Annotated in this window: 16 protein-coding genes; 8 read left to right on the plus strand and 8 right to left on the minus strand. The window is 43.5% G+C overall.

From position 1 onward, the window contains the following. Positions 1–6: 6 nt before the first annotated feature. The 4 genes from ACX5J7_RS15495 to ACX5J7_RS15510 are packed head-to-tail and all read right to left on the minus strand — an operon-like array spanning position 7 to position 3,540. A complete protein-coding gene (locus ACX5J7_RS15495; RefSeq protein ID WP_012518767.1) occupies positions 7–459 on the minus strand; it encodes a response regulator in 453 nt (150 codons plus the stop codon). Then, positions 449–1,960 (minus strand): sensor histidine kinase, encoded by a 1,512-nt coding sequence (locus ACX5J7_RS15500; protein WP_474369496.1) that lies wholly within the window; start codon positions 1,958–1,960, stop codon positions 449–451. Before ACX5J7_RS15500 ends, ACX5J7_RS15495 begins: the two co-directional genes overlap by 11 nt. Positions 1,961–1,964: 4 nt before the next feature. After that, entirely contained in the window at positions 1,965–2,189 is a 225-nt protein-coding gene (locus ACX5J7_RS15505) for a hypothetical protein (protein ID WP_012518765.1), read from the minus strand. A 19-nt stretch (positions 2,190–2,208) separates the two neighbouring features. Next, entirely contained in the window at positions 2,209–3,540 is a 1,332-nt protein-coding gene (locus ACX5J7_RS15510; protein WP_012518764.1) for a sigma-54-dependent transcriptional regulator, read from the minus strand. 487 nt (positions 3,541–4,027) lie between these two features. Between ACX5J7_RS15510 and ACX5J7_RS15515 the strand changes: the two genes are divergently transcribed. Next, positions 4,028–4,633, plus strand: a complete 606-nt coding sequence (locus ACX5J7_RS15515) for an exopolysaccharide biosynthesis protein (RefSeq protein ID WP_012518763.1) — start codon at positions 4,028–4,030, stop codon at positions 4,631–4,633. Between the two features lie 22 nt (positions 4,634–4,655). On the opposite strand, the gene ACX5J7_RS15520 is transcribed toward ACX5J7_RS15515, so the two are convergent. Then, entirely contained in the window at positions 4,656–5,579 is a 924-nt protein-coding gene (locus ACX5J7_RS15520; protein ID WP_020746124.1) for a LysR family transcriptional regulator, read from the minus strand. A 51-nt stretch (positions 5,580–5,630) separates the two neighbouring features. Then, on the minus strand, positions 5,631–5,984 hold the full coding sequence (locus tag ACX5J7_RS15525; protein WP_012518761.1) for a rhodanese-like domain-containing protein: 354 nt from the start codon (positions 5,982–5,984) through the stop codon (positions 5,631–5,633). Positions 5,985–6,181: 197 nt separating this feature from the next. Here ACX5J7_RS15525 and ACX5J7_RS15530 point away from each other — a divergent pair, with 197 nt between their 5' ends. Continuing rightward, entirely contained in the window at positions 6,182–6,493 is a 312-nt protein-coding gene (locus ACX5J7_RS15530; protein ID WP_015067442.1) for an ArsR/SmtB family transcription factor, read from the plus strand. Between the two features lie 86 nt (positions 6,494–6,579). Here ACX5J7_RS15530 and ACX5J7_RS15535 read toward each other — a convergent pair whose 3' ends face one another. Both ACX5J7_RS15535 and ACX5J7_RS15540 read right to left on the minus strand, forming a co-directional pair. Then, the gene (locus ACX5J7_RS15535; RefSeq protein ID WP_012518759.1) at positions 6,580–7,329 is read right to left on the minus strand and encodes a PRC-barrel domain-containing protein; all 750 of its coding nucleotides are present in this window, start codon (positions 7,327–7,329) and stop codon (positions 6,580–6,582) included. A 195-nt stretch (positions 7,330–7,524) separates the two neighbouring features. Next, positions 7,525–7,881: a MaoP family protein gene (locus ACX5J7_RS15540; RefSeq protein ID WP_015067441.1), complete on the minus strand. Its 357-nt coding sequence runs from the start codon at positions 7,879–7,881 to the stop codon at positions 7,525–7,527. 401 nt (positions 7,882–8,282) lie between these two features. Here ACX5J7_RS15540 and ACX5J7_RS15545 point away from each other — a divergent pair, with 401 nt between their 5' ends. From ACX5J7_RS15545 to ACX5J7_RS15570, 6 genes are all read left to right on the plus strand, one after another. After that, a complete protein-coding gene (locus ACX5J7_RS15545; RefSeq protein WP_015067440.1) occupies positions 8,283–8,450 on the plus strand; it encodes a hypothetical protein in 168 nt (55 codons plus the stop codon). Between the two features lie 126 nt (positions 8,451–8,576). Next, positions 8,577–9,407 carry a LysR family transcriptional regulator gene (locus ACX5J7_RS15550; RefSeq protein ID WP_020746123.1) on the plus strand — a complete coding sequence of 277 codons (831 nt, stop codon included), beginning with the start codon at positions 8,577–8,579 and terminating at the stop codon, positions 9,405–9,407. Between the two features lie 73 nt (positions 9,408–9,480). Continuing rightward, positions 9,481–9,831: a DUF2750 domain-containing protein gene (locus ACX5J7_RS15555; protein WP_012519160.1), complete on the plus strand. Its 351-nt coding sequence runs from the start codon at positions 9,481–9,483 to the stop codon at positions 9,829–9,831. A gap of 143 nt (positions 9,832–9,974) precedes the next feature. Beyond that, complete coding sequence (locus ACX5J7_RS15560; protein ID WP_498707459.1) at positions 9,975–10,208, plus strand: DUF2789 domain-containing protein; 234 nt, start codon at positions 9,975–9,977, stop codon at positions 10,206–10,208. A gap of 68 nt (positions 10,209–10,276) precedes the next feature. Then, positions 10,277–11,662 carry a ribonuclease J gene (locus ACX5J7_RS15565; protein WP_278384591.1) on the plus strand — a complete coding sequence of 462 codons (1,386 nt, stop codon included), beginning with the start codon at positions 10,277–10,279 and terminating at the stop codon, positions 11,660–11,662. Positions 11,663–11,874: 212 nt separating this feature from the next. Then, positions 11,875–13,926: a ligand-binding sensor domain-containing protein gene (locus ACX5J7_RS15570; RefSeq protein ID WP_498707460.1), complete on the plus strand. Its 2,052-nt coding sequence runs from the start codon at positions 11,875–11,877 to the stop codon at positions 13,924–13,926. Positions 13,927–13,928: the final 2 nt, after the last annotated feature.

The raw sequence follows: 13,928 nt of genomic DNA on the forward strand, positions 1-13,928 counted from the left end.
CTCCAATTATTCGCTTGGTAACTCAACGAACTCAATCCAATAGCGTCCGAGGGCCCGCATTAATTCCACCAAACCTTCGAAGTTTACGGGTTTGGTAATGTAAGAAGCACACCCTAGGTCATACCCGCGAAGCATATCCTCTTCTTCTTTCGACGTTGTCAAAATAACAACAGGAATGCTGCGCAACTTCGGATCGTTCTTTAATTCTTGAAGTGCTTCGCGACCATCTTTTCTAGGCATGTTTAAATCGAGCAGAATTAGGCTTGGTCGCGGCGCAGAAGCTGGGTCTGTATATTTGCCCTCATGGCGCAAGAATTCTAAAAGCTCAACGCCGTCTTCAACGCAAAACAAATTGTTTAATACTCTGCTTTCTGCAAGCGCATCGACAGTGAGTAGACGGTCATCCTCGTCATCATCTGCCATTAATATATTGATTGGTTGGGTTTGTTTACGCGTCATTGTGTGTATCTCCATTATTATTGTTTGAAAAAGGATCGCTATCTTTAGGCATAATCATCAAGAACGTTGCCCCTTCCCCGGGGGTGCTTTTCGCGGTTATGTGGCCATTGTGTCGTTCAACAATGCGTCGGCAAACGGCAAGTCCAATGCCGGTACCTTTGTACTCACTTCTACCATGCAGACGCTGAAAAGGAGCAAATATTTTTTCTGCAAAAGACTGTTCGAAACCAATACCGTTGTCAGATATCGCTATTTTTATCCATTCGTTTTCCTCATGCATCAATATATCTTTCAAATCTTCTTCCGTCGCATCAGTAACGGTTATATTGACGATGGGCACCACGCCTTCGCTTTGAAATTTAAGCGCATTAGAGATGAGGTTCAAAAAGAGCTGTTCGAGTTGGGACTTGTCCCCTCGAATTGTTGGCATTTCGCAAACGTTTATCTGCGCCGACTTTTCTTCAATGGCTATCTCTAAATCTCCAAGTACGCTTTTTATAACCCGATCTAGGTTAACTTCTTCAAACTCTCTACCTCGGGTTGATACTCGAGAAAAAGCCAGAAGATCAGAGATAAGCATAGACATACGCTCAGCCGCATTAAGCATGCGAGCAAGGTAATCTTTGCCCCTCTCGTCAATCACGTCGTTGTAGCCGGATTCTAACCTATTGCCGAACGCCCTGATTTTTCGCAGCGGCTCCTGAAGATCGTGAGAGGCGACAAAAGCGAAGTCTTCAAGCTCTCTGTTACTTCTGGCAAGTTCGTCAGAGTAAACGCTGAGTTCCTGAGTACGCTCTACAATCCGCGACTCCAAATCTTCATTTACAGACTCAAGGTCAGCTTGATACTTTTCATGCTCACGGGAGTTAATTTTTAATAATAAAAATACGGTGATTATGAGAAGAAGCGTTGTCGCTGATGAAATAATCAGCGTATTTACAGAATCACGTCTTAAACTCATCAAGTTGGCAAGGTGTGTTCCCTGCATATCTCTTTCTGAGTTGTGAATATCATTAAATACGGTTTCAAAACGCCGATAAAGGGCAATGCCTTTATCACTATTTAATGATTCTATGGCTTGTTGTTCATTGCCTTCTTTTATGAGTTCAACAACTCGAATCACCTCATTGACTTTCGCTTTAGTAAGGTTAAGTAACTCGTCAATCCTAATCGATTGGTCATCGATATCGGAAGAAAAAGAGCTGACTTCGACTTCGCTCATCAGCTCGCCAATAACACTTAATGATTCGCTGTAGTCCGTCAGGTATTTTTCATCGTCTGTTAGCATATAGCCACGCTGTCCAGACTCTACGCGCAAAACGGCTACGTGTAGCCTGTTTATGGCATTAATAACACGGTTCGTAGTAAACAATCTGGCTTCAAGCGCAGAGAGGTCATTTAGTGTGCTTACCACATAAAATGAATTTGCCGTTATCACAACGATAACGAGCACAACGATAACAATCCAACTGTATATTGAAGACAGTACTTTTGAAATCATCTATTTATTCCGAAACATTTTCGCCCAGTTCTGAAGTCATTTCAGTCAGGGTGTGGCTGCAGTCTTTTGCGCTGCTTATTATTTTATCCAATGCCGTTAACGCCTTTTCAGGCGGAACGTCTCCGTTTAATGCCATTTTTACTAGCTCAGCTTGCATCGAAATCCTGTTCAGCGGCTTACGCGCGTCGTGAACAAAAACACTAAGTTGAGAAAACTCGTCGCTAGTCATACTAAATACCTCATTGTTTTTATTCGTCTTTACTTAAGTCACCATATGCGTGAAGGCGGTTGTAGAGGGTCTTAGTACTGATCCCCAGCATTTCAGCAGCCGTTGTTTTATTGCCGTTGACCTTTTCTAGCGTGGCGTAAATAAGCTCTTTCTCAACGTCTTCAATGGTGCGTCCTGCCTGAAGTGCCGGTGTCGTACTTTGCTTTTGAGCGAAAGGCGATTCAATGGTTTTTGGTAACTCTATTTCACTTTTTTCGGGGTCACTCATGATAGCTGCACGATGCACAAAGTGTCTTAATTCACGAACATTGCCCGGCCAATCGTAGGCTTGAAGTGTATCAAGTTGAGCGTCTTCCCACCTAAAGTTAGAGCCATTATCCTTATTAAATTCAGCGATGAACGTTTTAGCTAACAAAGGAATATCTTCTTTGCGCTCTCTTAGTGGGGGGATAGTGATGGGAAAAACGGCAAGCCTAAAATATATATCCTCGCGCAGCACTTTACTTTGCGCAATCTCTTCCATTGTCCGGTTTGTTGCAGATACAACGCGACAATTAACGGGGATAGTTTTAGTGCCGCCAACGCGAAGCACGACCTTGTTTTCTAAAACGCGAAGCAGGTTTGGCTGCATATCTATGGGCATTTCAGTAATTTCATCCAGAAAGAGTGTTCCCCCCTCGGCTTGTTCGAATACCCCTTCTTTTCGACCCACAGCGCCAGTGAATGCGCCCTTTTCATGACCGAACAGTTCACTACCAATGAGTTCTTTAGAAAAGGCACCACAGTTTGTGGCAATGTAGGGGCCTTCACTTTCTGAAGCGCGATGAATGGCGGCGGCGACCACCTCTTTACCCACGCCACTTTCACCGAGCAGCATGACATTTGCGCTTGTTTTACTTACACGAGAAATTAACTTATAAAGCTCTTTCATTATCGGTGACTCACCGATAAGCAAATCGAAATGTTTTTCTATCTTCTCTTCTTTAGGCGCTTTTTGTTTGTTTTTCTGACTTAAAACCGCCTCAATTTCTTCTCGTTGTATAGGTTTAACGAGATAGTCAACCGTAGGCCCACACAGCCCTTTAATAACGCTTTTGACAGAAGGGTGGCCGGTTATAAGGGTAACTCTTGGTCTTTTAGGAAGCGCGTCTAGTTCATTAAATAAATGCGCGCCACTACCATCTGGTAGCATAAAATCGAGTAATACGTGGTCGAAGGTTTCTTTTTCTAACCAGTCTCGGGCTTCTTTTAATGTTCCTGCGGTAAGCACTTCATGACCCAAGAATTCAATAATGGTACAGGCAACTTCTGTGAACTCAGCGTCGTCATCAACTAAAAGTACGGTTAGCACGTGGATGTCCCTCTCTTTAGATTCCTATTCGGAAAAATTCGGAATAAAAACAATGTTATAGTTTTATCATAATTTAACAGTCTTTGGGTATCAAAGCGCAAGTTTCGACTATTTTGATATCCAAAAAGTGTGTTAATTGGTTTTTCAAAACGAAATAGCTAACGCACTTATCAATGACAAGGTTTTTATAACCATTTCACGACTTTATTTGTCATTAGCGTTCGTAAATATTTCCCCTTGTTATTACAAATTTACTCTGTAACAACTCTGTCGTTTTTACAAAAATTGCAAAAACTATTCCTACACGCGCAAAAAGGGCCGTTAATCGTCCAATGGCATATTTTTCGCACAACAAGGGGCTATTAACTTCTTTTTACATACAGCCCACCTTATATAGGCCAATTGGGTTCGGCTGCCGTTTTATAGATAAGGATTGTGCTTAACCGCTTGGCGGACGATTCGAGTTGTTAAATCAAAGGAATTGAATATGTTAGGAAAAACAGCTGAAAGATCAATGACCTTGTATGAGCTGCTTGGGAAAATGCAACCCCATGCGAGGCGGGACGAGTTTCTTTTTGCTGACTTCTGGACCGTAATGGAAAAGCGCGGGTTTGGGCCAATGCTAGCTTTGCCGTCGTTTATCGCCTGTACACCCATTGGCGCCATTCCAGGCATCCCATCTTTAGCGGGTGCGACGATATTACTCATCGCTTTGCAAATATTACTCGGTCGTCGTCACCCTTGGCTACCGGAAAGGGTAATGGAGTTAACATGTGATGCCGACCAACTTAGATACATCGTTGAAAAGGTCAAACCGCTCGCAGTGCGCGTGGACAGGTTTTTAGTTCCGCGTTGGTTTTTCATGCGCCAGCCAGTTGTTCGCTCATTCATTGCGTTGAATTGCGTAGCATGCGGTCTTGTGATGATTCCTTTAGAGCTCATTCCTTTTATGGGGCTAATCCCTGCTTCTGCTGTGTTTATTATGGCAATAGGAATGGCCACCGATGACGGGGCAGTGGCACTTGTCGGTGTTTCAATTTCGTTATTTGGCTTTGTCTTGGGGTTTGAACGACTCGCTGCCCTAATCGTCTAAACCATTTGAACGCGTAAGTTCTCTAATTTTTGCATTCGTCCATAATAAAGTCCGAAGAGGGCAGATGCATCGTTTGATACCTGAGCTCTCCGATGAACGCGCGAGCTGCGGGGCCTAAGGTATCACCATCTTCAAACGACAAATACAGTAATGCTTTTCTTAGCGCGGCATTATTGTCTAAAGGGAGTGGTTGCAAAGTACCGCTTTCTAGCTCTTCTTTAATAATAGCAATTGGTAACCATGCAAATCCTAATCCTTGGGCAATGATATCCAGTGATGTTCTTACATGGCTTACTGTCCAGCGCTGTTCGGCGCCTAGCCACCCAACGTCTGCCTTTCGCTCGGCGGAGGAGTCGCGCACTACTATTTGCCTATGTGCCTTTAAATCTTCAAGGGTGAGTGTTCGGTTTAACTGATGTAGCGGGTGGTCTACATGAGCAACAGCGGCAAACTCAATTTCACAAAGGTCTTCGCTGAACCCATTGGGCAACACGAAAGGGGATATTCCTAAATCTACTTTTCCACTACTTAACAGTGAATTAGCGCCACTTAATACGGTTTCTTCTATCTCAATGCGCAACTGGGGAAATTCAGAAGAGACTTTAGCGAGAACGTTGTATAACAGCTCAGAGGGAAAGATTATGTCCACCGCTATACGTAGTGTTGTTTCTGTTCCGGCCTGTAGGCTATCAGCCACCGCTTCCAACTTATGGGCTTCACTAAGCAGAAAAGAGGCACGGCGGTACATAAGTTCACCCTGTGGAGAAAGCTTTACTTTGCGGCCTATATTTTCAAATAAAGTAACCCCAATCGCGTTTTCTAGCTTTTGTACTGCGTGGTGAACGCTTGATTGACTTTTATGTACTTCTGCAGCGGCTTGATTAAAGCCGCCTGCATCTACAACGGCTTTAAACATACGCCACTGTTCTAGTGTGGATTTAAGCATAAAACGCCTTTTGACTTCGTTTAGCGTCTCTTATAGCACATACGGCTTTACTTAGTCATTTGTGCTGGCTTGATTAATTGTAGGTACAGAACACGTGATAACCGACACATTCTCATAACCCATCTTTAATAGCTGTTCTGCTGCGAGCGTAGCACGCACGCCAGACGCACAGTGAATATAAAGAGGCGTGGAAGCATCGCTAAAGTGTTCCAATGCCTTCATTTCTAAAACGCCACGCGGGATATGAAGGGCGCAAGGGACGGGCTCTTTGCTGACCTCTGCTGCTTCCCTAACATCAATAAGCGTACCCCCATTATTTTTTTGCTCACTGACGGCTTGTTCTGCCGTTATTGTTCTTATGTCCAGGTCGATATTTTCTAGCCGTTTCTTGATATCAATTAGCATTATATTTCCTTTAAAAATCGCTTTCGCTGAAACTGAGGTATAAATAAGATAAAATCAATATTCATAGGGTAGCACTACAAAATTTCATAAAATACGGGAATTCATCGCATAAAATGGCAAGTCGGCAAATTGTCTTATACTTTAGTATAGTAAATGGATAAATTGACGTTGAAATACTTTACAGATAGAGAGTGCTTATGTCCGAGGATATGGTGATAGGTTCAGATGATATAATGGAACATGCGGTGGAGGCTGAGATCTTCCTTAAGCAATTTGCGAACAAAACGCGCCTTATGGTGCTTTGCTCGCTATTAAAGGAGGAGAAATCGGTAACCGAGCTGCTTGAGGTCGTTAGCGTATCACAACCTGTAATTTCACAACATCTTGCCCTACTGCGAGAATCAAAAATGGTGGCCACGAGAAGGGAAGGTCAAACCATTTATTATCGATTAGCTGACGAACGTGTTAAACGTTTAATTGCGTTAATGTACGAATTTTTCTGCGAGTAGTGTTTTTCTTCCTTTCTAAAGTGCAATGTCCGCCTTAGCAAACGGACATTGCATTATCTATCAGCATGAAATTTTCTCGTTAGTCCTTAACGCGTTTCACTATTTATTTGTGCGCATAATGTAGGAATATAAGATTCTTCAGTAATTTTATCACTGTCTACTTCTGGTCGATTAATTAGCTCGTCATGGCTTAGCTTAACGCTGACGCAGTGTGCAGCCCAGTCGATTTTATCTACATCGGTCGGTAGAAGAGCAAGGTGTTTTCCGCCTGGAAGCCAATTATTGGTATCTACAACCAGCAGTACAATTTCCCAGCTTCGCGTATCAATAATAAAGTTACTGATGTGGCCGACATTATCAGTGGTTGTAGCCACCTCGTATCCGCCCACCTCTGCAACAGCACGCAGGTGATTCGTGGATTTTTTAGGGTGGACCGTGTCTGATTCCTCAGCGTGCTGTAATTCAACTAACTCATCGGGATGAGCAAACTCCCCCCAAGCTCCTGGTCCTATCCAATAATAGCCATACCCGAAGTATTTGAAGAGATTCTCCTCATATTCACGAGATACAGGTTTATGCTCATCAATAGACGGACTGTTTTTAAGAGTATCAACCGTCATGTTTATTTGAATGGACTCCTCCTCGGCTTCTAAACCTGTCACAGAGATAGGAGATATCACAACCTTGCGGCTAAGTGGAAGCCAGGTGTTTGTATCTGCAACCAAATAGCGTACGGTAAAGGTCTCGTCATCAAAAAGGATATCGCGGATGCCGCCCACTTTGTCATCCACGGCGTGAATGGAAAAGTGAGTAAGCTGTTTTGAACTAATGATCATCGTTGCGCCTCCTTTGCTTGGGCTCGTTATTCAAAGCGATATTAACAAGTAAATTGGCATCGCTTTGTATTAGTCTAAGTGTAGACAGTCCTTAACGTTTCTTCATTTTGTTCTTGCCAAAAGTTGATTGAGATCATTTCGAGTCGTAAAACAAAAAAGCTCGCCGGAGCGAGCTTTTTTAAGAGGGTCAAATGATTATGCTACATCGAATTCATCGTCGGAAAAGTCGTCGTCATAATCCGATTGATTACTCGCGCTGCTGTGAAGCGTATAAAAGTGCTTCTTGCCTCTTGCTAACCGGACATACTTCGCCCACGCCTTTTCTAGGTTGTTACTTGCTTCAACCTTGCCGCTAATGAAGTCAACAAAATGCGCTTCATCGTCGTTTTGTGGTGTAAGTTCACCCGTTTCTAATTGCAGTAACGTTTTACCGTATTGAGTAAGAAGATCTGCTTCTGCAATGCTAAAGTCACCTGATTTGCGAAATCCATAGGGAAATTTTTGACGGTCAATATAAGGTTTTGCTGATGGTCGAATAGCTAAACGTTTCATGATGTACCCAACGTAATGTTTTGTTCAGCGCACTTTTATGACAATTAAAAACGAAGATAAAACAAAAGATTTTTCTCTTATCAATAAAAAATTTTTAACGGTTTAAAAAGTAACAAAAAAATAAAAATGTAGCTTGCTTTTTGAGCAGTTGCTCGGCAAAGAGAAAGGGGCACTGTTATTGCTTTAATTACTTGTAAAATAGCAATAAAAATTATTTTTATAGGGTTTTATAACTTCCGCGCTTACGGTGCACCATAGTACAGCTAACTGGCAGAAACATAGTTTTAAGCCAATCAAAGCGTGAATCATCAAAAATTATTATCGCTACGATGATTAAAATTCGTTTTTCATTTTATGGCTTAGGATAATAATTAAGGCGTGTTAACTACCTAGAGAATGCAATGAGCAAAGACTATCGTTACCAGCGTGAAGAATGGGACTCGGTAGAAGACGAAGGTTTTCACGCTAAAAAGCCAAATGCTAAACGTCATAGCGATGTGAAGGCAAAGCAAAAGCGTGACCTGCAACGTCGTGATAAACAGCGTCGCCTGCACCAAGAAGAGTATTAATTCATCGAGTTGGTGAAATTTTAATAAAGCGTACCGTTACATGCGGTACGCTTCTGTGCTTTTGTGTTTACTTGCCGTATTATCTGTGCCAACTTAGTTTTACTTTGATTTGGTTGTACAACAAGCATGGATATACGCTTTCTCACCACGTTTATAGAAGTGGCAAAAACCCGTCACTTTGGTAAAGCCGCAGAGAATCTTTACCTCACTCAGTCTGCCGTAAGCGCTCGCATAAAGTTACTTGAAGAGTACTTTCATACCACGTTGTTCATAAGGCAAAGAAATAGTATCCAGCTTACTCAATCGGGCGAAAAATTATTGCCCTACGCTCGACAGCTTTGCGCGACGCTAAACGAGGCAAAACAAGAGCTACAAATTCAGTCATCTGAATATGTTGTGTGCGGCGCCACACAACTAGCGAGCGAGTTATTATTACCCCAAATGTTAAGTCACTTGCACAGTACATTTCCCGATTGGTCAGTGAAAGCCGAAGTGCTTACGCTCGATAGCTTGTCCAGACAACTTCATGAGCGTGTAACCGATCTTTCTTTTTCCACCGAACCGCTTAAGTCAGAAGAAGTAAACAGTGAGGTTTTACTAGAACAAGAGTTAGCGCTTTATCGCATTGGAGAGACATCCGATACCATTGATGCGGCAGACTTTGTGGCTATTGATTGGGGAACCAAAGCAAGAGATTGGTTACTGACAGCTTACCCTCAACTGCGCGACGCCAAGTTGAGAACAAATTCACTTAATCTTGCACTAAACAATTTGCAAAGCGAGGGGGGCGTAGCTGTTTTGCCAATCCACGTTGAAAAGCAGTTACCGCAACATATAAAGGTGACGAAAATAAAGGCAGTAGAAAACGTATCGCTAAAAGTATACGTACATAGCATGAAGCAAGTGAGACGCGTAGGTTTAGCTGAAATTATTGACAGCGTATCTACCGCGTACTAACTGCGACCAGTAAACGAAATTTGCATGATGTGCCTATCGCGCCTGCAAAAGACAGAATTTAAGTGAGAACCTTATGTCACAATTACACCCATTATTAGAAAAAAATGCCTTTCAACGCCTAGAAGCGAGCTTAGCTACAATAAAAGCCGAAGAAAAATTATTCATTTTAAAAGATGAGCATGGCTGCGTGATGCTGACAACCGATGAAGAAGACGGCGTACCTGTATGGCCTGACGCTGAGCTAGCACTACTGTGGGCCACTGAAGATTGGGCGCACTGCGAGGCTATGGAGTTAACCACACAGGAATTTTTGACGAAATGGGTACCGGGAATGACGCAAGATGAGCTAATGGTTATAGTATGTCCGGTACCTGCAGAAGAAGGTGAGGTGATTACACCTGAAGAGTTCGCAGAGTATTTATAGCGTGTGATCTTAGAGGCTTTTGCTTAGGTAAACATTAAGCAGGGAGTGTAAGGCTGCTTTATTATGGAAATTTGAACACCGGTTTAAATACGCCAGCGACGCTTAATAAGTACTCCCTATCTCTATAGTATCAAGGAGGCGTTATGTTTACCGAGCAACCCACAATGAATAGCTTGTTTAGTCAACTTGGCTTAGGTAGTTCAGATGAAGAAATTGCCGAGTTTTTCGAGACACATCGCGGTCTAAACAAGAATCAACATCTTCACGAAGCCCCTTACTGGAATGAGAGCCAAGCTGCGTTCTTAAAAGACGCCATTGTTGAAGATGCCGCTTGGGCCGAAGTCATTGATCAACTTAACGTTGAGCTTCACGAGTAGCGGTGGCCCTGTAAACCGGTTTTCGATCTCTTTACTTCGCTACATTTTAATCAAAGGTAATATCAATTTTGTTGCACCCAACTATTGACGACTTGTGGTTTGTCCCCTTAGGGGGCACTGGCGAAATAGGGATGAATCTCAACTTGTACGGCCACAATGGCCGTTGGTTAATGGTGGACTGCGGTGTATCGTTTGACGAGCCTCTCGTTCCAGACTATAAAAAGGGCAGCAATATTGGTTCCACTGAATCTAAAGGTGCAACACATCGGGTGGTTGCGCCAGACCCTTCCTTTATTGCAAATCAAAAAGACGCGTTAGCGGGGATTGTTATCACCCATGCTCACGAAGATCACGTGGGCGCTATACCTTACCTATGGGAAAGGTTTAGAGCGCCGATTTATACAACGTCGTTTACCGCTGAGGTGCTAAGGCGCAAGCTAGCAAGAAGTAAATTGGCAAATCGGGTGCCGATAATAGAAGTAGATGCAGGTGATACCCTTCAAATTGGGCCTTTTAGCGTTAACTGGCTTGCCATTACTCATTCGTTGCCTGAACCATTTGCCCTTAAAATTGCGACGCCGGTAGGTACTGTCCTTCATACCGCAGATTGGAAAATTGATGCTAACCCCATCACAGGCTTGCCGTTTGATGTAAATCTGTATAAGCAATTAGGTAGAGAAAATATTCTCGCCATGGTGGGAGATTCTACTAATGCCCCCAAACCTGGCTTTTCTATTTCCGAAAGAAATTGCTACGACGGATTGCTGAGCACAATTGCTCCTATAAAAGGTAGGGTAGTGGTAGGTTGTTTCGGCAGTAATATTGCGAGGCTTATTTCAATAGCCAAAGTGGCAAAAAAGACTAAGCGGTACATGGCGCTGTATGGCCGTTCGCTTATGAACATGTACGGTATTGCGAAGCAACAGGGTATTTGGCCCGATGACTTGCCAATTACCGATCCTCAGCATTTAGGCTACTTACCTCCTCACGAAGTACTTGCAGTGGCTACAGGTAGTCAAGGGGAGAAAAATACCGCGCTGGCGCGACTAGCAAAAGACAGTCACCCGCATTTACAGCTGGAAAAAGGAGATACCGTTTTATTTTCCTCAATAGTCATACCGGGTAATGAAGAAAGTGTAGAGCGGCTAAGCAAAGCGTTGGCGGCTAAAGGCGTGGCAGTTATCCATAGCGAGGATAGCACATTGCCAATTCACGCAAGCGGCCACCCTTGTGAAGAAGAGCTCAAACTTATGTATCACTGGGTCAAGCCTGAGATTGCTATTCCAGTCCATGGTGAGCATTCACACCTTAAGGCTCACGCAGACATTGCGAAAGCGAGTGGTGTTTCAAAACATTATGTAGGGCAAAACGGCGACTTGTATCGGTTAGCGCCGCAGCCAAGTATTAGAAGACAGGTTATCCCGGTGGGCCGGATCCCCGTTCAACAAGATTAACCACATCGAAGTTAAAAGATAGCGCAAGGCGTGGAGCTGCAGATCTTTAGTACATAGCTTCACACGTAAATTGCAAAAATAGCTTATTATTATCAATACGATAGTCGCTAATAACTTCTGTGTTAAACCTTAGTTATGAAACTGCCCAAGTTTCAAACATTCTGTTACACTTAGACTTATAATAACAATTTCAAACGTGCGACCCATTCCCAATGAGACGTTTTGCTTACTTATTTTTGCTGATGGCAATCACCGCGACGCAAGCGGTGGCGGCGCCTCGGCTCTCTAACCCTGTATTCCAATCACTGTCGACTAAGAACGGCCTTCCCCAGGATATCGTCAACGATATTGTCATCAATAGCGACGGATTTGTTTGGATAGCGACAGACGGTGGGTTGGTTCGTTGGGATGGCATTAGAACGAAGCGTGTTGCTGGGCCGGATAACCTACTTTTCGACGCTTCAATCTACCGTTTAGCACTACAGGGTGAAGAGGCGCTTTGGTTTAGTGTTTACGGCCGTGGTGTGTATTACCTCGATTTAGAATCACAAAAAGTCGTACAAATTGAACCTACTGACTTTCGCGATTTAGAAGGTTTTGTGCAGCACGGTGAAACCTTCCATTGGCAGAGCGATACGCAGTTAATTATTGCGCTGAGCGAAGAAGTACAGCGGTTCAATACACAGACAGGCACCCTTGAAACCTTAGCTAAATTACCCGAAACGCTGCTCGACAATAAGCAAGCCATTAGGGCAGCGATAACGGTTGAAGATATCTTAGTGGTAGCAACCACTGACGGCGTCTACACCAAAAATGTTAACGACATTGCGCAGCCGCTTAAAGAGCTAGATTATCTTGCCGATATTCCCGCCAACTTGGATAACTTAAATGCCAAATTTTTGTTGGAAGACGATAGCGGTAGAGTATGGATTTCCACTGTTTTGGGTGTCTTCGTAGCGAATAAACAGGATTTCCTTCAGCAGGTACGTGGCGAAAAAGAACATGTATTTACGCAAGTAGTTGCAGATAGAAACGTTTGGACGCTAGTACAGCATAAAGATGATGCTTTTTGGATGGGCACTAACAAGGGGCTTTATCAATTAACCTGGTCAGCAAATGATGGCTGGCAATACGAACATATTCTTGAGCCTAATAACGGCTTAACAGAAATATCAAACAAAAAGATTGCGGCAATTGCCAAAGACGAATCCGATAACTTGTGGCTAAGTTCGGTCTACGCAGGCGCGTTGTATTTCGGCACTAAAAGCGCAAATATCTTTGCGATACAAAACGAGCGCTCTGTCGGTAACGACGTTCTTACTAGCCATGTTATATGGGCGTTCGCAGAGACAGAGCCAAATAAACTTTGGCTAGGCACAGAAAACGGGCTAAATCATTACGACTTTTTGGCCAAAAGCGCTGAAAAATACCTGTATTCAAACAGTGAATATGCGATAGCAGGCGATGGCGCAGTCGATGGTATTATACCTGGCCCGGACGGAACAATATTTCTTGAGACCTATGATGGTATACGTATTTTTAACCCAAATAGCGGTGAAGCAAAACGGCCAGAGATAGCAAACGGTGGTGATAGCAGCGTTTTCGATGCTTATGGTCCGGGCGCGACGCTCTCTAGCAACGGCCAACTGTATTTCATTGGCAATGAAGGTTATTGGAAATATGACATCGCCGAAAAATCAATTTCGCCGTTACAGCTCGACCCTCGTGTTTTCGATATTAATTTCTCCTACGGGTTTTTAGGCGAGTCTGAGTATCACCAAAAAAGGTTGTTTTTCGCAACAGAGGGTGGGTTGTGGTTAATTAATCCAGAGACGAGCCAGCACGAAATCGTATACCGTTTCTCTGAGGTTCATCGAGGAAGGGACCGCTCTATTGGTTCTTGGGTAATCGACGATTTAGGTGTGTTGTGGCTTGCTTATAGCGGCGTGGGGTTAATTGGCGTAGACGCTGATACCTTTGAACCCCTTTACAACTTAAATGACAGCAACATATTACTCTCAAACATTGTTTATGGGCTGCAAAAAGATGAGTCTGGCAATATTTGGTTCAGCTCGCATAAGGGGCTACATAAATACGACCCATCAACAGGCCAAATTAAAAACTTTATTTATGGCCGCGAACTTAGCGTGTCCGAGTTTAATCAAGGTGCTTCAATTAAGTTGAAAGACGGGCGACTCGCCTACGGCTCTACAAGCGGGGCTGTGGTTTTTTTCTCCGTCACAATTAGAAAGTTTAGAGCCTGAAG

It is taken from the genome of Alteromonas infernus (genome assembly GCF_902705815.1).

Bases quoted from the DNA above. Each gene is read 5' to 3' on its own strand.
- ACX5J7_RS15495 (WP_012518767.1), bottom strand. From the start codon at position 459: ATGACGCGTAAACAAACCCAACCAATCAATATATTAATGGCAGATGAT.
- ACX5J7_RS15500 (WP_474369496.1), bottom strand. From the start codon at position 1,960: ATGATTTCAAAAGTACTGTCTTCAATATACAGTTGGATTGTTATCGTT.
- ACX5J7_RS15505 (WP_012518765.1), bottom strand. From the start codon at position 2,189: ATGACTAGCGACGAGTTTTCTCAACTTAGTGTTTTTGTTCACGACGCG.
- ACX5J7_RS15515 (WP_012518763.1), top strand. From the start codon at position 4,028: ATGTTAGGAAAAACAGCTGAAAGATCAATGACCTTGTATGAGCTGCTT.
- ACX5J7_RS15520 (WP_020746124.1), bottom strand. From the start codon at position 5,579: ATGCTTAAATCCACACTAGAACAGTGGCGTATGTTTAAAGCCGTTGTA.
- ACX5J7_RS15525 (WP_012518761.1), bottom strand. From the start codon at position 5,984: ATGCTAATTGATATCAAGAAACGGCTAGAAAATATCGACCTGGACATA.
- ACX5J7_RS15530 (WP_015067442.1), top strand. From the start codon at position 6,182: ATGTCCGAGGATATGGTGATAGGTTCAGATGATATAATGGAACATGCG.
- ACX5J7_RS15535 (WP_012518759.1), bottom strand. From the start codon at position 7,329: ATGATCATTAGTTCAAAACAGCTTACTCACTTTTCCATTCACGCCGTG.
- ACX5J7_RS15540 (WP_015067441.1), bottom strand. From the start codon at position 7,881: ATGAAACGTTTAGCTATTCGACCATCAGCAAAACCTTATATTGACCGT.
- ACX5J7_RS15545 (WP_015067440.1), top strand. From the start codon at position 8,283: ATGAGCAAAGACTATCGTTACCAGCGTGAAGAATGGGACTCGGTAGAA.
- ACX5J7_RS15550 (WP_020746123.1), top strand. From the start codon at position 8,577: ATGGATATACGCTTTCTCACCACGTTTATAGAAGTGGCAAAAACCCGT.
- ACX5J7_RS15555 (WP_012519160.1), top strand. From the start codon at position 9,481: ATGTCACAATTACACCCATTATTAGAAAAAAATGCCTTTCAACGCCTA.
- ACX5J7_RS15560 (WP_498707459.1), top strand. From the start codon at position 9,975: ATGTTTACCGAGCAACCCACAATGAATAGCTTGTTTAGTCAACTTGGC.
- ACX5J7_RS15570 (WP_498707460.1), top strand. From the start codon at position 11,875: ATGAGACGTTTTGCTTACTTATTTTTGCTGATGGCAATCACCGCGACG.